Annotated in this window: 14 protein-coding genes and 2 tRNA genes; 1 reads left to right on the top strand and 15 read right to left on the bottom strand. The window is 62.1% G+C overall.

What is annotated here, in order from left to right; translation table 11 throughout:
- Positions 1-43: 43 nt before the first annotated feature.
- The 15 genes from F4Z81_11690 to F4Z81_11620 all read right to left on the bottom strand — a co-directional run bounded on the left by F4Z81_11690 (position 44) and on the right by F4Z81_11620 (position 17,471).
- A complete protein-coding gene (locus F4Z81_11690; protein ID MXW05717.1) occupies positions 44-670 on the bottom strand; it encodes a DUF1080 domain-containing protein in 627 nt (208 codons plus the stop codon).
- A gap of 65 nt (positions 671-735) precedes the next feature.
- On the bottom strand, positions 736-2,790 hold the full coding sequence (locus F4Z81_11685; GenBank protein ID MXW05716.1) for a PQQ-binding-like beta-propeller repeat protein: 2,055 nt from the start codon (positions 2,788-2,790) through the stop codon (positions 736-738).
- Positions 2,791-3,013: 223 nt separating this feature from the next.
- Positions 3,014-3,637, bottom strand: a complete 624-nt coding sequence (locus tag F4Z81_11680; protein ID MXW05715.1) for an HAD family phosphatase — start codon at positions 3,635-3,637, stop codon at positions 3,014-3,016.
- A gap of 12 nt (positions 3,638-3,649) precedes the next feature.
- Complete coding sequence (locus F4Z81_11675; GenBank protein ID MXW05714.1) at positions 3,650-5,404, bottom strand: hypothetical protein; 1,755 nt, start codon at positions 5,402-5,404, stop codon at positions 3,650-3,652.
- The gene (locus tag F4Z81_11670; GenBank protein ID MXW05713.1) at positions 5,401-6,546 is read right to left on the bottom strand and encodes a fumarylacetoacetate hydrolase family protein; all 1,146 of its coding nucleotides are present in this window, start codon (positions 6,544-6,546) and stop codon (positions 5,401-5,403) included. Before F4Z81_11670 ends, F4Z81_11675 begins: the two co-directional genes overlap by 4 nt.
- Before the next feature lie 189 nt (positions 6,547-6,735).
- Positions 6,736-6,810: transfer RNA gene (locus tag F4Z81_11665), tRNA-Pro, on the bottom strand.
- Positions 6,811-6,859: 49 nt separating this feature from the next.
- Positions 6,860-6,933: transfer RNA gene (locus F4Z81_11660), tRNA-Pro, on the bottom strand.
- A 47-nt stretch (positions 6,934-6,980) separates the two neighbouring features.
- On the bottom strand, positions 6,981-7,928 hold the full coding sequence (locus tag F4Z81_11655; GenBank protein ID MXW05712.1) for a phosphotransferase: 948 nt from the start codon (positions 7,926-7,928) through the stop codon (positions 6,981-6,983).
- Positions 7,929-7,937: 9 nt separating this feature from the next.
- A complete protein-coding gene (locus F4Z81_11650) occupies positions 7,938-9,386 on the bottom strand; it encodes a sulfatase (protein MXW05711.1) in 1,449 nt (482 codons plus the stop codon).
- A gap of 91 nt (positions 9,387-9,477) precedes the next feature.
- Positions 9,478-10,404: a metallophosphoesterase family protein gene (locus F4Z81_11645; GenBank protein MXW05710.1), complete on the bottom strand. Its 927-nt coding sequence runs from the start codon at positions 10,402-10,404 to the stop codon at positions 9,478-9,480.
- Positions 10,401-12,605, bottom strand: coding sequence for a N,N-dimethylformamidase large subunit (locus tag F4Z81_11640; GenBank protein MXW05709.1), 2,205 nt, complete (start codon positions 12,603-12,605; stop codon positions 10,401-10,403). The genes F4Z81_11645 and F4Z81_11640 overlap by 4 nt, the downstream gene beginning before the upstream one ends.
- Complete coding sequence (locus tag F4Z81_11635; protein MXW05708.1) at positions 12,605-13,417, bottom strand: phytanoyl-CoA dioxygenase family protein; 813 nt, start codon at positions 13,415-13,417, stop codon at positions 12,605-12,607. The genes F4Z81_11640 and F4Z81_11635 overlap by 1 nt, the downstream gene beginning before the upstream one ends.
- Positions 13,418-13,531: 114 nt before the next feature.
- Positions 13,532-14,509, bottom strand: a complete 978-nt coding sequence (locus F4Z81_11630; protein MXW05707.1) for an LLM class flavin-dependent oxidoreductase — start codon at positions 14,507-14,509, stop codon at positions 13,532-13,534.
- Between the two features lie 72 nt (positions 14,510-14,581).
- Positions 14,582-16,528 (bottom strand): hypothetical protein, encoded by a 1,947-nt coding sequence (locus F4Z81_11625; GenBank protein ID MXW05706.1) that lies wholly within the window; start codon positions 16,526-16,528, stop codon positions 14,582-14,584.
- A gap of 103 nt (positions 16,529-16,631) precedes the next feature.
- On the bottom strand, positions 16,632-17,471 hold the full coding sequence (locus F4Z81_11620; GenBank protein MXW05705.1) for a sugar phosphate isomerase/epimerase: 840 nt from the start codon (positions 17,469-17,471) through the stop codon (positions 16,632-16,634).
- A 109-nt stretch (positions 17,472-17,580) separates the two neighbouring features.
- Here F4Z81_11620 and F4Z81_11615 point away from each other — a divergent pair.
- A partial coding sequence (locus F4Z81_11615; protein MXW05704.1) for an ABC transporter substrate-binding protein occupies positions 17,581-18,297 on the top strand: 717 nt, incomplete at its 3' end.

The following is an 18,297-nucleotide window of genomic DNA, read 5'->3' as shown; positions in this document are numbered from 1 at the left end:
TCGATGTGGCGGGGCGGACGACGGGCCCGCCCCGCGGTGTTCACTAATCCAATGAACGAATCTTGACATTCTTGAACCGGATTTTGCCCTGGCCGAAGGCCTGCAGCACGACGACACCGCTGTAATGGGAGGAATCCTGGATCTTTACGGCTTCTTCCCCGTTCAGCATGACCGTGATGTCGCGTCCGTCGGCGGTGATGACCATGGTGTTCCACTGGCCTTCAGTCTTCGGCGGCGGTTCGTACTTGGCCAGCGCCACGATGCTGCCAGTGGTGTAGCCCGAGCCATGGGTATCCGCGATATTGATCTCGTAGAAGGAATACTGGTTCACCCTCGCCCCGGTATCGCGCGGTCCACGGACGAAGACGCCGCTGTTATGTCCGGCGTCCTGGTTGAACTGCACGCTCAGTTCGAAATTGGTGAACTCGTCGTAGGACCCGATGTAACCGGGGCCACCCGTCGCTTCCCCGGTGAGCATGCCGTCTTCCACCGCCCAGATGGCGGTACCGCCTCGATGGGTCCAGCCCAGGAGGGTCTGGCCGTCGAACAGCAGCTTCCAGCCCGCCTCCTGCTCCGCTTCGGTCAGCATATTGTCCTGCGCGGCGGCCGTGCCCTGCATACAGGCTGCGATCAGGGCTGCGGCGGCCACGCTCCAGATGTAGCGTTTCATTACGATTCTCCTGTTTTAGTCGCCAACTGCGGGATTCTCGATCCCGTTCCTCCTGGTCCCGTCGGCTATTCGCCTTCTTCGGCTGCGGGTTCCTCGCCCAGTTTTAACGCCACCAACTCGGCGGCATGGCCACTGGCGCCGACGGTCATGATCAGGTATTGCACGTCATTGTGCATGTAGGTCATGGGCATACCGCTCTGGGCCGCCGGCAGTTCGATCGACGCGACGACTTCACCCGTCGCCTTGTCGTAGGCGTGCAGATAGGGATCTCCTCCGAAGCCCTCGCCGGCGAAGAGCAGCGTGCTCGTCACCAGGGAACCGATCCGGGTGGCCTTGCCGGTCCGGGGCAGATCGACGCCCGCGAGCTGCGGCAGGTCCTTGATGGCTTGCGGCGTATCGCCGTTAGGCGCCATCCACACGTGATCGCCCGTATTCATGTCGACCGCGGTGATCCGTCCCCAGGGCGGCCTGACCAGCGGGATCTCGCCGAAGACCCGCGGCGCTCTCAGGCCGGCCGAGAAGTAGTCCATGTCCGACTCTTCGGGATCCGGCGCCCGCAGCGCCAGCTTTGAAATGCTGGTGTTGGAGGGGATGAAATTCACACCGGAAACCGGATCGAGGCAGGTCATGTTCCAGTTGACCCCGCCGTTCGCGCCCGGGATCTGGATCGTGCCGATGGTACCGTCCGGCGCTTCCGCGAGCGAAGGCGGCTGGTAAAGCGGTCCGTACCGGTGGTTGGCCATCAGGTTGATCGCCTCCTGGCGCACCTCCGGGGTGAAGTCCACCAGGTCGTCCTGGCTGATACCCTGGTGTTCCCAGGGGGCAGGCTTCACGGGAATCGGCTGCGTAGGTGAAGCCCGGTCGCCCGGTACGTCGGTCGCGGGTACGTCGGTCTCGGGCATGTCCCAGATGGGTTCGCCGGTGACCCGGTCGAAGACGTAGGAATAGCCCTGCTTGGTGTTCTGGATCACGATCTTGCGTGGCTCGCCGTCGATGGTCACGTCGGCAAGGATCGGCGCGGCGGGATTGTCATAGTCCCAGATATCGTGATGCACGATCTGGAAATGCCAGATCTTCTCGCCCGTCGTATAATCCACGGCCACCAGGCTGTTCGCGTACAGGTTGTCACCCAGGCGATGCCCGCCGTAATAGTCGTTCGTCGGCGCCTCGATGGGCAGATAGGCATAGCCCAGTTCGGTGTCGGCGGAGATGGACGTCCATACGCCGGCATTCCCGGTATAGGACCTCGAATTCTGCTCCCAGGTCTCGGAGCCGTCCTCGCCATCGTCTGGGATGACCTTGAACTTCCAGAGGACCGCGCCGGTGCGGGCGTCGTAGGCCACGACGTCTCCCGGCGAGTTGGTCATCGATCGGGGCCGGAATCCCGCGGCGAGGGCCGGCGGAACAAGGATGATGTCCCCCACGACCGTCGCGGGAGACGTGTTGGCCAGGTTGCCGACGGGCGTGACGTTCTCGGAATTGCGCCAGCCAGCCATCATGTCGACCACGCCGTTATTGCCGAATTCGGCCACCGGGATGCCCGTCTGGGCGTCGAGAGCCACCAGGTAAAACCCCCGGGTGATCAGGATGACCCGGTTGTCGCCCTGCCCGTCGGTCCAGAACGAGACGCCGCGCCCCGAATTTCGCCGAGGAGCCGTAGCCCAGCGTTCTTCGTCCTCCACCGGGCGGTAAGTCCACATCGTCTCGCCGGTTTCAGGCTCGATGGCCATGGCGCTACGCCGCGTACCTGCCGTGGAATAAAGCATGCCCCCCACGTAGATGGGCACCGGTTGGGCATAGTATTCGGGACGTGGACCGAAATTGTCCTGCTTCCATCGCCAGGCGACCTCGAGGCGGCCCACATTGTCCGCGTTGATCTGGTCCAGCGGGGAATAGCGCGTGTAGGCCAGGTCGCGGCCCAGCATGCGCCATTCGCTATCAGGCTGCTCCACCGGGATGATCTTGCCCGGCGCCCTTTGTGCCGCGGGTTCGCAGGATGCGAATACCGTGATCGCCATGGCCAGCGCGATCACCGGCGGCGTCCATCGAAACAAGGGGGAAAATCTACTCATCACACGCTGCCTCCCATGATGCAGGTTGAATGGTACTGCGAATCGCATGCACAAAACCGTTTAGACACAGAGATGTCACGGACCGGGGTAAGGATTCAAGCCCGTATTCCCTGTATACAAAACAGGCGATCTGATATTGAAAAGTTTCGCAAATATCTGCCCAATGTAGTGTCACGCATTTTTGATGTAAAGCCCTTTGTGGCAGGAGCCGCATAGCCGCAACTTCACGAACGGCGTGACCGCCATGTTGAGGGTGCTGCCCGGTGCACATTCAAACCGGTAGCCCGTGATACTTCAGCGCCCGTTTCAGGTGTTCGATCGTCGTGTAGTGATGTCCGTCCATGCCCAATTCGACCGCCGCGTTTACGTTATCGGCCCTGTCGTCGATAAAGAACGCCTCGTCTGCCTCGATACCGACGACGTCGAGTGCCGCGTTGAAGATGGCGGGATGGGGTTTGACGTGGCCTACCGCGGAGGAATTCACGACGTGGTCGAATGCCTGGCCGATGCCCAGCCGCTTGAGATCGGAGTCAAGCCGGGTCGTGGCATTCGTGATGAGCGCCAGGCTCGCACTGTCGCGACATCGCAGCAGCAGATCCAACACATCGATATCGATCTCGCCCGGCGACCTGGACCAAAGCCGCACCGCTTCCCGAGCGTCTGCATTCGGATACCGAAGCCTGAGCCGTTCGGCCACTTCCGACCGCCAGCATTCATCGTCAATCTGCCCCGTTGTGGCGCGGAGCAGCAGATCGGGTTCGAATGCCGTATTCAGCAGGGCGTCAGGCGGAAGACCCGCAGCGATTTCGGCCTGCTTGACAATGTCGGGATCCCATCTGCGGACAACGCCGTCCAGGTCGGTCAGCACCGCCTTGATCATGAGTTCAGCGCACACTTGAGTTACCGACTATCGTTCAGGCCAGGGCGTCTCGGGTGGGCCGAGATGTGGTTCGCCCAGTACGGGGGTCGACAGGCAGTAGAAACCGTGGTTGGTAAACAGCCAGACCAGGTTGCGGTCGTATTCGACGTATATGCCGTGGGTCAAGTTGCCCAGGGCATATTCCGGGGTTCGGGATGGATCGAATTTCGGTACGAAATAGGCGGTGATCTTCGGATCGGTGAGGTCGGAGACGTCGAATACCTGCACGCCGGCGTTGTAGAAGGCATAGAGGAGGACATCCTCCTTCGGCGTTCCGGGTTGGGTGTAATAGCCGCTTCTTTTCGGCCCGAAACTCCCGCGTCGCTGCACGAAATCCGTGAACGGCGCATCCGCGGGCGGCACCGGCCTGGGCAACGTGCCGAGCAACCTCGGATTGGAAGGATCGTTCACGTCGATCATGAAGATGTCCTTGTAGGGCTCCCAGCCGTCTTCGTTCAAGGGGTAGCCGGAGAAGTAGACCACGCCGGTCTTTTCCACCTGCGTCACGTTAATGTAGTCGCCTTCCGTGCCCGCGACGCTGGGCGGGAAGTTGAGGTGTCCCCACGCTTTGATTTCGGTTGGATCCGAGATGTCCAGCACGTAGAACCCCAGGCCACCCATGGCGGCATAACCGTACTTACCGCCTTCCTCCACGGGCCGGGGCATGAAAATCGACATGCGTGCGCCGAACCAGGAGGTCCGGTTTCCCGCACGGGGATTGGCCCGGTAGGCGGCCTCATCGCCGGGTTCGCCCAGCTTCTGGCCCGGCACGTTGAACTGGCTGAGAAACTTGGGATCGGCCGGGTCGGTCATGTCCCACGCCTGGTAGCCGGCCGAGTACAGGTCGCTCGGGTATTCGGTAAGCGCGTATTCCGCGCTGGGCGCCGCGGCGACGAACATGTATCTGCCGCCGTGCCAGGCCGGGATGTCCCGGACGCCGGAGCCCTGCTGCTGGCCGATCAGCGCGTCGGGGTGCTCGTAGTCGGTCGTTCGCTCGGCGAGCAAGGTCCAGTCATCCGGCAGGGGCCCGTTCATCTCGTATACCTTGAACCCCTTGAGATGACTGGCATTTCGAATGGCCTTCACCTTGTCCGGTTCCGCGCGCTTGTCGCCGAGTACGCCGAAGCGCCGAATCTCAAAGGCCTGCACCATTACGTACTTGCCCAGATCCTCGTTCCACTGGATGGACGCGGCGCCGAACATGTCATTTTCGTCATAGGGATTGACCTCTTCGCCCGGTCCGTCTCCGGTCCACGTGCTGCCCTTCTCGTGGACGACTCGCAAGTCCTTCGGATCGGTGATGTCGTAGATTTTGAGGGCGCGCCGCACATACTGGTACATGTACCTTCGGCCGTCGAAGTCCACGATGTTCTGCCAGGTATGGAAGGGTTCGACGGTGATCGGGTAGTAAGCCTCGACGGTCATGGCCTTCGCGTACTCGTTCGTATCCCAGTAGTCCAGCTGGCCTTCGAAGGGTTTGGACTCGTGCTGATGGGGCGTGGCCGCGGGGTAGACGAACCGCCCGGTTTTCGGGTCCATCCCGTAGCTCGCGGGATCCGGTTCGGGGGGCGTACGATCCTCCGCGAGCGCGTCGGCGCGGAGAACGTATTCATCCGTTACGGTGGTCTGGAGCGGGGATTCGACTACCGGGGCAGAATCGCCCTCCGCAGAATCGCCCTCAGGTGAAGATCCGCAGCCTGCGGCGATCGCTCCACTCAGCAGCGCGGCAACAAAGGTCTTCATGGCTTGGCTTCCATGGGTGTGACGAGCCGGCCGATACCCTCGATCTCCATTTCCACCACGTCGCCCGGCATGAGGTACTCGGGCGGATTACGGGCGCGGCCCACGCCGTCCGGCGTGCCCGTGGCGATCACGTCGCCCGGATAGAGGGTCTGGACGGAGGTCAAATACCGGATCATGTGCGCTTCATCGTAGATCATGTAGCTGGTGTTGCTGTCCTGCTTGATCACGCCGTTGACCCAGGTCTTTATGCCGAGGTCGTCATGCTGGATGAACTCCTTGGGCACGATGTACGGGCCAAAAGGCGCGGCGCGGTCGCTGCTCTTGCCGTTGAACCAGTTCGGACCGGGGAACATGCGGTTGATCGGCTTCAGTCCTGAGCCGCCCCGTCGGCTGACGTCGAATATGATGCTGTAGCCGAAGACATAGTCGTGGGCGTTTTCGAGGGTCAGGTCCAGGGCCGGCCGGCCGATGATGATAGCCAGCTCGACTTCCCAGTCGATGTTCACGTCTTCCGGCACGTAGTAGGGCTCTCCTGGATCGATGATCGTGGAGCGGGGGGACTTGGCAAAGAAGTAGGGTTCTTCGGCGTCCACGTCCACTTCAACGGCGGAGAAACCCGCGCCCCCGATGGCGGATTCCTCCATCTCGTCCGCGTGGGCCCGGTAATTCGCCGCGGCCGCCAGCAGGTTGTAGGGATACTTGATCGGCGCCTTAAAGGAGACGTCCTCAGGATCGAACACGAAGGGCAGGTCCGGGTTCGTCAGGCGATTTTCCGCGCCCATGTAGTTCGCGATCGTGTACATGCGATTGGCAACGGCGTCGTACTGCTCGATAAGCGCGCGCATTTCCATCGGAATGGATACCACGGGCAATCCAAGCTGCCGGGTGACGTAGGCGTTCGCCTCGTGCAGGTCCAACAGCCTTTCCTGGTCCGCCTGGTCCGCCTGGTCAGCCTGGTCCGCCTGGTCCGCCCGGACCGACATGCCGATGCGGATCGTTCCCGTGGCCTCGAAGGTGGCGAGCTTGAAGGGCGTGTCCGGCTGGTCCGATACCTGGGACCGGGCCGAGCCCGGTGTAGTCAGCCACAGCGCGGTGCCAATGAACAGGACGACGGCCGGCAAAACGCGTATCCGGTACGACATGGCGGTATCCTCCTCGATGACCGGTCGATCAGGGCGCGTTCGTATCTCAGGGACGAGATTGCGCCAGATCGCGATATTACGGATTCGGCGACCTGCCGGAGCGTCCGGCCGGGAAGTCGCGGGGTAACGGGGTACGGAAGCGAACAGGTAGGATGGCTATGCTGAATTTCTGTTGTTTGAGAAATCGGATCGGGGCGGGGAGATTTGAACTCCCGACCTCCTGCTCCCGAAGCAGGCGCGCTGACCGGGCTGCGCTACGCCCCGATATATGACCGATCAAGGGGCAAGGGCTCGGTGGGCTGCCTTGCCGGAATCGGGGCGACTGGATTTGAACCAGCGACCACCAGCCCCCCATGCTGGTGCGCTACCTGACTGCGCTACGCCCCGAAAACTTCGGCGTATAATGTACGCGGAGGAGGGGCTTCGGGCAAGTGTTATTTTGGCGGTTGACGCATGGTTCGGCACGATCCCATGCGGTCGCGGGCCTGCTCGACGAACCAGTGATGATCGGCGCGAATCAGGGATTCGTCCCGTTCTTCCGTGGCGAGAAAGTCGAGTTTATTTACCATGCGAAACGCCGTATAGACATCCCACCAGGGAAGGCATCCGGAGTCCACAGGATTCAGGGATTCGTAGTGGCGGGTGAAGGTATCCATGATTTCCGCGCCGAAGAGCATCAGGATCTCGAACCGGGCGTTCGAAACGTCGAAGAGCGGGTCCCCCCGCCGGGTGTCCTCCCAGTCGATGACCGCCGTGAGATGTCCATCCTGCCAGAGGGTATTCCCCGGCCAGTAGTCGCCGTGCAGGACAACCGGCGTATTGCTGCGGGGAAGTGGCCAGCACGGCGCGAGCATTTCGATCAGTTCGCGTTCGCCCGCGGTAACGCCGGGAGCATCCGGCGGCCTCCCGACCGCCGAAGCGCATTCATCCTCCAACCGCAGAAGAAAGGAAATATCCCGGCCGGCCGTGTCCATCCGGTGTATCCTGGCCAGTTCCCAGGCCATCTGCATCACGTACTCCGCCGGATCGCCGGGCTTCAGATCGGTAACCCCCTCGGCATATTCCAGCACCAGGGAGGGCGTGGGAAAAAGGGGATCCGTCGTGTCGAGGTAGACCGGGGCGGGCGTGGCCAGCCCCGCGGCGTGGGTCAGTTGCAGCACGCGGAACTCGTCCGCGGCCACGTTCGGGTTCTGCTGGAGGTCCACCTCGCCGTGCAACCGGTGAATGAGCTTTCTCGACGTACCGTCTCCGGCTTCGATTTCCAGGACGGTCACATCGGCCGAGTAGCCGCCGGGCAGGCTGTGATGGTGCTTCAGCCTGGCGTGCGGATCGAATCGATGGACGAGCTTTTCAAATCGGGTATAATCGTCGACCGCTTCCATGGGCGTTCCCTATTCCCCGGGGTAGTCTATAGCCCACTTACCCTCGAGGTTTCCGCTGCCACCCGACTGGCTCCAGACGGCGGTCACGTTTTCCGGAGCGTGGTTTTCCGCCAGGTGGGCCAGGAAAAGGGCATGCAGATCATCCATGGTGGCGTCGTTGCCGTCGGCGATGTTCTGTTGGGCCAGACGGTCCTTCTGCAGGTCGTAGAGCTCGGGCCGTCCGTCCGCTCCAACGGGTGCGTAGCCCCAACGGTCCGTAACGAGGAAGGGCGTCGTGGCGCGCCTCGCCAGGCCTTCTGACGGGTCCGCCAGGTGGCAGCCGCTTACCGCGTACTCGCGGTGGCTGGTCCGGCCTTCCAGCACGGCCCCGGCAAAGGATACACCATCGAAAGATTTCGGCGGGTCCACAGTGACGCCCGCCAGGTCGCAGAGACTCGGGAACAGGTCGATCGTCTGCGTAATCAGGGGAAGTTGCGCCCCGCGAGGCACGCCGCCGCCTGCCAGCATCAGCATGACGTGACCGATCTCCGGGTAGATGGGCCAGAACCTCTCGTCGGTGTCCATGATATTGGACTTGCCGGTCCGATCGTGTTCGCCGATGGACATGCCATGGTCCGACATGACGGTCACGATAGTATCGTCCCAAAGACCCAGGTCGTCGATCTTCTGCAGGACCCGGCCGATATGGCGGTCCACCAGTTCCGTCTCCGCGGCGTAGTGGGCCCACAGGTTATGCAGTTCCTCCGGCGTGTAGGCCGATGACGGTCCGTAGTTCGGATGCAGCATGGGGGGTCCCGTGTAATCGGGGTCGTAACGCCGCACCATGTATTCCGGCGGATCCCAGGGTTCGTGGGGATCAAAGAAGTCCACCCACAGGAAGAACGGGCCGGATTCCGCGTTTTCCTCGAGCCAGCGAACGGCGGTCTGCGCGGTCTGCGCGGAGAAGACGTCGGATTCGTACCGGTAGTAGTGGTTGATCCAGCGATGCTGGTTGACGAGCGTATGGCCCCGGTAGCGCGGGTGCACGCGGGTCTTGTCGTCCTGGACGACGCGTTCTACGGGGTCGTTGAGGTGGAGCAGCGGCTTGTCGCCCTCCTGGCCCCGGTTCTGGTACGCCGCGTCGAAGCCATCGGTGAAACGGGCCTTGAACAGGTGGGGACAGTCGCAGATCAGTTGCGTGGCGTAACCCTGTTCACCGAGCATCCTGCCCGCATGGTTGGGCCCGCTCAGATCGATGGGCTGCCAGCCGTAATGGGGCCAACCGGTGACGCCCGTCGCGAAATCGGTGCGATGGGGGATCGTGGGGAAACTGCCCATGTGGGCCTTTGTGATCTCCGTCGCCCTTTCCGCGGCGAAACGGTCCAGCTCGGGCGTTCGCACGGACCGCTCCGCGCGGTTTCCCAGGTTGTCGTGGCGGAAGGTATCCGTAATGAGTACGACGATGTTCTTCGGCATCATGATCCTTTCATGAATGGGATGGCGATTCCCTTACGTCTCGCTTGTGGGTCAATCCAGGTCGCCCGACGCGCACGGCCGGCGATCTACGCGTTCAGCCGTCGATCTCGCAGTCTTCCAGGTAACGATCCACTGACGCCTTCAGCGATATCTCACCAGCCATCACCCGGTCTTCGAAGGCGCGGTACCAACCTGGTATAAGGGACCGGGCTTCGCGGAACTCGGCAAGGATAAGCCTGGCGAAATCGCCGCTGTCCTCCAGGTAGCCGGATTCGTGGAAGCGCGAGATCGCCCGTTCGCGGTCATAGTCGAGTCGGATGATCTCCGCCTTCCAGGCGCCGGCCTCGAACGTCATCCGGGCGTAGGCCGCGCGGGGGTCCCGGTCGAATGGCGCACCCACCGCGCCCACGTTGACGACCAGGGCGTCGTCCACGGGCCGGACCAGGGGCCGGTGCGTATGTCCCACCACCAGCACCTTCGGCGCCGGAGCGATTTTCTCGCGCAGCGATGCTTCGGTGTCATCGGGGAAGATCCCTTTGCGGTCTCCCAGCATGGAGGCGTGCACCATGCGGAATTCGTTCCCCGCCTCATCGGTCATGGACCACTGAAAGGGCAGTGCTTCGAGGCGTTCGACCAGGCTGTCCGGTCGGTTCGGGCCGGTCTCGCTTACCGTGCGGTCCGGCCTCTTCGCCCCAGTCTGACCCGCCTGTCCAGTCTGCCCGGCCAACTGATCGTACGTCCACTTCGCATGCCTGATGATCTCGAATTCGGGACCGCGGTCGGGCAGGTTTCCGCTTCCGTACTTCAGCACGTACCGCTCGTGGTTCCCGTAAATCATGCCCCAGTTTTCCGCCAAGGCACGGGTCACAACGCATTCGGTGCACTCGCGGGGTTTGGGTCCCCGGTTGATGATGTCGCCCGCGCAGAGGATCCTGTCGGGACGCCAGCGGTCGATATGGTCCAGGACGGTTTCCAGCGCGTCAAGGTTGCTGTGCACGTCGGCGAAAACGGCGATCTTCATGGTTTCAGGAACCGGCGCAGCACGTTGGACACGATCCTGGAAATGTCGTTGTCGGCATCGTTATGCAGCAGGCTGCCGCAGAAGGTGATGGATCCTGTGGAAAAAAGCTGGCTGCCGGAGTCCGACTGCTGATACACCATGTCCGCCCGGATCAGTTTGTCGATCGGTTCACCGGACCAGGTCGTGATGTGGGTGAGCAGCTCTTCGGGCACGGGTATGAAGGATTCGTGGTGGTCTTCGGAACTCGCGATGACGCGGGTGTTTTCGGGGGTGCCCAGCCGGTAGTCGGCCCGGTCGAGTTCGAACCCGGCGGCACCGTTTCCGCTGAACCCGTAATCGCCCACGGTCTCGCCCTCCACCCCCTCGAAGATCCATGCGGTCTCCGGGTTGACGCGGGCGTCCGGATCGATGCGATAGTACGATCCATGGAAATTGCCCTGGGCCGAAAACCCCACGCCGGCGAGCTGCTGCGGGGGACGGTTGTTCCGGCGCCAGAGTCCGCCGTAACCGCCGTCAAAGGCCTGGAAGTACTCGCCCGGTTCGGCCGCCCAGGCCCGTATGCCGCCTTCGTTCCGACGGATTTCGAGGGTCCCGTTGCCCTCCGGGTGGACGGCGATGCGCCAGTAGAACCCGTTTCCCCCCAGGTACATGAAGTGGCCGCCCTGTTCCCGGAACTGCCGCAGGGCGTCGAGCGTGCGCGGCGTATGGTATTCCGGATGGGAACCCGTGGTTACGGCGCGGTAGCCCTTTATCGCCTCGATACCGTCATCGTGCAGTTCCTGGTCGGTGACGATGTCGAAGGGGATACCCTGCTTTTCGAGCCATGCGTACAGGTGGGTGTCCGCCTGAAGATGCCTCAGCCCCGAGCAATCGCCTTCCGTGGCGCCGAAAGTGATGTAGCCCGGGCGTAGAGAGAATAGGGGACGCCTGTGGCTGGCGTGGCAGATGCCGCTGCCGTCACCGTGAAAGTTGTAGGTGGAGAGCCCGTATTCCGGGTGAACGGCGGGATTCCAGGGATAAGCGTTCCATTCATTGATCCGGTCCAGCCAGGAAGGATGGAAATTCGGACGGGCGTGATTGCCGTAGACGGTATAGGTGAAGGTGGACGCAAGGACGCAGAGATCCGCCGTGGGCCTGCTCCGTGGCGCGCAGACGTAGAACGGCATCATGTCCTCGTGTTCGCCACAGCGGATACGGGCCGCGTAGAGTCCCGATCGCATGCCGTCCGGGATCGTGAAGGTGAAATCGGTCTCCCAGCCGAAGTCGTAGATGTCGTCGTCGTGGAAGTGGATGGCGCCGTACTGATCCGGTGCGTGCTTCCAGGACATTTCCTCGCCGGTCCACCGGGAACCGGTCATGGCGCGGGCCGGCATGTTGACCAGGCGGCCGTGCATTCCATGCGGTCCGACGTCCACGATTCGGGTCGAACTCGTGTCACGGGCGAAGTCCCACAGGGCCCATGCGCCAGGATGGTTTCTGACGTCGTATTCGTGGTGGTCGGTTTCTTCCACCGGGATGTCGACGAGGGAAGGCGCTTCGATCTTGCCATTGAAGTGGCCGTGAACGGGATCGCCGTCCTGTCCACCGATGATGATCCGGGCCAGGTCGCCCAGGGGAACGGGGCCGACGGCCTCAACTGTGATATTGGATGGTCCGGGAGGTGCGTGGATTGCCCGGAACCCCACACTCACCGTCCCGCTTCCGGCATCGTAGCTCGCCCACACCCGGTACCATTGCCGGGACTTGATCGGCTCGCTTCGACAGGTAACACGGGTCACCTGGTTCGTCGATGAACGGACGACCGCGGTCAAAACGCCCCGGTCCAGGCAGAGACTGAGCGCCGGCTTCCGTCCACTGGTACTGCAATTGACGATGCCCTGGTCCGCCTTGTCCGGGGACGTGGGCCATATCGTGGCGGTAAGGGTAAGGCCGCTGGCCGGGTGGAAGCGGCCGTCAAGAGGGATGACGGCGTGAGAGCCCGGGTGGAAGGGTTGGGACCTGGAGGGGAATTCGCCCCAGAAGGGCAGGCCGGCTTCCTCCAGTTGTAATCCGGGACCGGCGGGATTGGGGTCGGCGCATATCACGCGAACGAGGCTGGCCTGGTAGGGTTCCGCGGCCACGCTGCTGACCTTGAAGGCGATCTCGTCGCCGGGCCGGCCGGACAACCGGTCGGTGTAACCCAGCAGGGGAATGTCGGTCATCAGTTACCCGGGAGCAGTTCGTCGCCTTCTCGCCGTTTGCGGTATCCGCAGACCATAAGACCCGGCCGTCCGAAGCTCTGGCCGTACTCCTGCCGGTTGTCCGGGTTCCGGTAGCCCATGCGCACGAGCCTGCGGGGCTCTTTTGTCTGGTTGATGTAGGAACCGTGCACGGTGTCGATGCAGAAGATGACCACGTCGCCGGCCCGGGCCGGTACGGCCACCGTGTCTTCCAGCTTGTACTCGTCGGTCGGCAGATGAGGCGCGCAGGGACCTTCTTCTGATTCGGTGATATGCTGCAGATGACCGGATTTGTGGGAGCCCGCCAGGAAGCGGATCTCACCGTTCTCGTGGCAGGTGTCGTCCAGGTGGACGAGTACGTCGATGTACCGGCCGTCGTGATGGCCGTAGAAAGGGTTGTCCTGGTGCAGGGGAAAGGGATGCCCGGTCTGGGGCGGCTTGATGTGCAGCGTGGTGTGGTGCAGCTCCACGTTTGGCCCCAGCAGCTGCGACAGGGCCTCCACCAGCCGTGGGTTGGCGACGGCGCGCGACCAGGCCTGGGAATAGAAATGGAGATCGTGCATGGCCGTCAGTTTGGATTTGGCCTCCGTCTCCGGATCCATGTAGGCCAGGCGCCATGGACCGTTCCATCCCGGGCTCGTGAACGCCCAGTCCTCGACGAGCCGGTCCATTTGATCCGACAATTCGGCAGTCTCTTCCAGCGTAAATACCTCCGGGATGTGGAGAAACCCGTTTTCCTGGTAGAACGCGATCTGCTCGTCGCTCAGCACGGTTTGTTCCATGACCATGGTCATGTCGGATGCTCCTTGTTCGATGGTCGCGTACGGGAAGTGGAGGCCATCACAATGTAGTCATTTTGATTCCTGCAGGCAATCCTATTTGGAGCGATTCACCTTTAATGAAGCGATCTACCCGTACACGCCGGCCAGGAGTTCGTAGGACCGCAGCCGGGCTTTGAAATCGTGGGTGATGGTTACGGCCATGACCTCTTCGGCTCCGAACCGGCCCGCAAGCCGGTCGATGGTGTCCCGGACCTGGTCCGGACTACCCACGGCCGCAAGGCGGAACTTGTCCTCCAGAAAGGCTTTTTCGGCTTCACTGAACCGGTGTTTTTCGGCCTCCTCCACCGTAGGTACGACGTTGCTGGGCTTGCCCGAAGCGAAGCGGGCGAAGAGGAGGTCGCGGCTGAGGGCGAGGCGTTTGGCCTCCGCCTCGGTGTCGGCGCAGATGACGTTAATCGCGATGCAGGCCTCGGGCCGCGGCGTCTGGGCGGAGGGCTCGAAATAGTGACGGTAGAATTCGAGGATGCGCGGGTCGATGTTGCTGTTGATGAAGAGGGCGAAATTGTAGGGCAGGCCCAGCCGGGCGGCGAGCATCGCGCTTTCCGGACTGGACCCGAGCATCCAGACGGGGGGCGGAGACTGGATGGGCGGCGTGACCCGCGGCTCGAAATCCCGGTCCTGAAGGATCTCCACCAGCTGGGCGACAAGTTCGGGGAACTGCTCGAACCGCGGCCCTGCGCCGGGCGCCAGCATCCGGGCCGTCTTCATGTCTCCGCCTGGCGCTCGTCCGACCCCCAGGTCGACCCGGTCCGGATAGAGATTCGTGAGCACGGAGAAGCTCTCGGCGACTTTGAAGGGGCTGTAATAGGGCAGCATGACGCCCCCGGAACCGATCCGCATGTCCTTCGTGGCGGCCCCGATAGCAGCGAGCAGCACTTCAGGCGAACTGCCGGCCAGGCAGTGGGCGTTGTGGTGCTCGGACACCCAGAAACGCCGGTAACCCAGCCGTTCGGCCTCCCTGGCCATGGTCAGGGTCTCCTGGAAGGCCTGCACGGCCGTTACCCCATCACGTATGGGAGACTGGTCGAGAATGGAAAGTTTCATGAGGAATCATCTGCTCCTTGCGCTTTGAACTATCTGTTGATGAACCGCGCCGCGCCACTATGGGTCGCTCCGCTACCAACCGTCCACGACGTGTCCCGCGCCCGGGAACCAGGCCGCGTCCACCAGGAAGGTCAGAAAAACCCCCAGGGCGTATCCGGCGATAATGCCGATAAACAGAGGCTGGCCCTTGCGATAGAGTGATACGCCGCCGAGCCGGAGGACAGCGGATTTGACGATCCATACGATCAGGATGGAAAGGAAAGCCATATCCGCCGCGTAGGTGGTGACGATCCCGAACCCCACGGGATGAAGGGGCCAGAAGTGAAGCCGGTGATGGGCCCAGATCAGGAATGCCGAGATCAGGACGCCGCTCATTACCATGGTCAACTGGGATTGCGTCATGGCCTGCGGATTCGTAAGAAAAGTCTCCAATTGCGTCCAGTAACCCTTCGCCCCGGACTCGAATCCGCCTGCCTTGAGCTGGGACGCGCCCATGTCATACCCCAGGTAGAGCGTGTACAACAGGGCTGTCATGAATCCAATGGCCAGCGAAAGCGCAATGGCGCCGAACACCCCCTTGCCCACGCCGCCGATTACGTCGCCCACCTTGGCGGCGTGCGCCATGGAACACATGCCGAGGGTCCGCCAGTTTCGGGTGAAGGTCTGGCACAGCCACATCCCCGCGATGGTCCGGGCGTTGATGTGCTCCGATCCGACGAACCGAAGCGTGATTTCGTTGGCGCTGTTGTACGGCAGGTCCAGGGATGCCAGGCCGGTCTCGGCCACTACGCGGGTTACGCCAATATACAGGACGAGCAGGACGAACATCATGAGCGCTACGACCCAGAGCGTCATGCCCGCGCTCCACAGAAGGAAAACCATGTAAATCGAACCGCCGGAGAAAGATAGCACGGCCGTACGGTACGAAAAGAACTCTCGTGAATCATCGATTTCAGGCGCCCTTCCCAGGGCTTTCCGGATCACGTCGCGGATATGCCTTCGCGCCATCCACAGCCCGAACACCACGAAGACCAGAAAGCCGGACAGGTGCTGGAAATGCATCATTTCCTGCGGACCCGGCACGCCGACGCGGGTCATCACGCCCTGCTGCACAATGCGGATGAGGTAGAACAGCCAGACGCTGAGCAAAACTTCCACCCGCGTGAAGTAGGCCACTCCGATCAGCAGGAAGTTTACGCGCACCTGGATGGGATGGAAGGCCTCGTACAGGGTCAGGGGAAAGGCGTGTCCCGCGCCGAGGGGGATTGCGGGCATGAGGTCGAAGAAGCTGAACATGTTCCAGATCATGATGACCAGCGTGATGCCGAACCCCCACCAGAACATGGGTACACGGGCAATCCTGGGCAGAAGGGCCCGATCCTCGGCGCCGTCTATCAGCGCCAGTGGCACCTGGGCCAACGGAAAGGCCAGCCGTTCGTGTTCAACCCACTGCTTCCGGAGCATGACCATGATCGAAGCGCCGACCATGAACAGGGCGATGTAGAACGTCACCCACCAGAACATGGGTACGAACCAGATCTGCCAGCGTATGTTCCGCGTGGAATACACGCCCTCGTAGAACTGGTTCAACCCACCCAGGTGGTTCGGGACCACCAGCCAGGACGGAAGATAGTCGAGGAACAGTTCCGCCCACCGGTTCTCGGGCGTGGCGTGATAGAACGGACCGCTGATGATCGATATCGCGTAATTGCTGAAGGCCCAGCCCGGTATGACGGAAGCCGTGAAGACCAGGAAGAAGATCACGACAAGTTCCTGGCTGTTGAATGGACGGCTGAAGCCGGTGATTTTCAGACAGGGATTCACCATGAGGACCATCAGAAGGAAGGGCAGCAGCGCCGCCACCGGCAGGTGGGTGACCGTAATGAATGAGCCGCGCGTTACGAATTCGGAGGCGAGCGACCAGATGGTCAACAGGATGGTGAAGACGCATCCGATCACCACGGCCCGGAGGGTGAGGCCGGCGGAAACGGGCCGTACAGCGGGAGGCGCTGGGGACATTTCCCGGTCGGATTGTGGCAATGTGGCTGTGGACATGATAGCAGGGGGATAGACGCGAGGGATGAACGTGATGTCCGTGCGGCATGAACCGGTCAGTTGCGAATCACGCGTTTTCTACGCATGCCCGAAGCTTTGCCAGTCCGTTTTGTGCCGTGGCCACCGGCCCTTCGGCCCAGTAGGCGGGATTGAACAGCTCGAGCGACAGCATGCCCCGGTATTCCTGCCGTTCCAGGCTGGCGACGATCTCGTCCCACGGCGCTTCGCCGTCTCCGGGATAGACCCGGTGCTCGTCTTCGATGTCCGTACGGGGCGGGTCTGCAGGATAGTCGTTCACGTGGACCAGGCCCAGGCGGCCGGGATCGAGGTAGTCCATCCCGCGCTGGTGCCCGCTTCCCTTGTACATGTGAAAGATGTCCGTCAGCAGCCTGGCGTCACGCACCCCGCTTTCGGCGGCCACGAGCAGGGCTTCTCCCACCGTTCCCAGCGTCCGGGACACGCCCCAGAACTCCAGCAGGGGTTTCGGGGAGAAATCCGATACGGCGTCCGTCAGTTCGGCGAATCTCCGGGCGACGGCAAAAAGGTCGACTTCGCGGTCGTGGATCCCCTTCGGGGCCGTGGCTACGAAAGGGCAATCCAGCACCTGTGCCATTTCGAAGCACCGCCGCGCCTCTTCTAAACCATGGGCGTGGCGGTCGGTCTCGGGCACTGCCCATTCGAAAAAGGCGATCAGGTTCACGATCCGGATGTCCCGGCCGGCAGCGTGGTCCCGCAGTTGCGTCAGCGTACCGCCCCCTTCGACCCAGGCATCGATTTCCTCCGCCCAGGGTTCGATCCCGTCATATCCGGCGTCGGCTGCGATATCCACGTATTCCAGCACGGAAACGCCGGGCGAACGGATCGTGCTCGTATTGAGGCAGTAGTCAAAGCGTCCCATCGTAGGCATCCCTCCGAGAGACCGCCGTCTCAACCGATAAAGGGTCGGGCACGGACGGTGCAACGGCAATGTCCAGTTACTATGTCCGGTTACGTAGTTCAGGCTACGAATCAATTTAGTGCGTATTACAAAAAAAAGTACCGTTTTAACCGTCTTCACCTATATTGTATATCGCTGTAAACAGTACCCTTCCATGGTGACGTCAGGTACGATTGTGAGGCACGTTTCGCGGTTCCCGAGGTCTGTTCTTCTCCTCTGTTTCCTGTTGATTTCCAGGGTTGCTGCCGGTCAGGTGACTGAAACGGATGTCATCGGTTCCGCCGTGACCCTCCAGGGTACTCCGGAGCGAATCATTTCGCTCATTCCAAGCAACACGGAACTGCTTTTCGCCGTCGGTGCGGGAAGTTCGGTCGTGGGGGTCACGACCTACTGCGATCATCCGCCGGAAGCCAGGCAAATCGAGAAGATCGGCGACGTCACGGCCATGAGCCTCGAGAAAATCGTGGCCCTTGATCCTGATCTTGTACTGGCCTCAAAGGGTAATGCCAAAGAACTGGTATACAGCTTGAAAGCACTGGATGTTCCGGTGTTCGTCCTCGACCCACAGTCTATTGAGGACGTGCTCGATGCGATCGGCACGGTGGGCAGGCTTGTCGGTCGTGAGGAATTGGCACGCGAGCTTTCCGAAGGTTACCGCCAGCGGCTGGCCACGGTGGCGGAGCGGATCGGCGGCCTGACCGAAAGCGAGCGTCCCACGATTTTCGTCGGCAGCCCCTTCCGGGATGAGAACTGGACCCCCGGACCTGAAACGTTTACTTCGGCGGTGATTCAACGG

It is taken from the genome of Gemmatimonadota bacterium (assembly GCA_009835325.1).
Classification (GTDB): domain Bacteria; phylum JAAXHH01; class JAAXHH01; order JAAXHH01; family JAAXHH01; genus JAAXHH01.
Note: the sequence above shows the minus strand (reverse complement) of the source record. Positions and strands in the feature narration are given on the sequence as shown.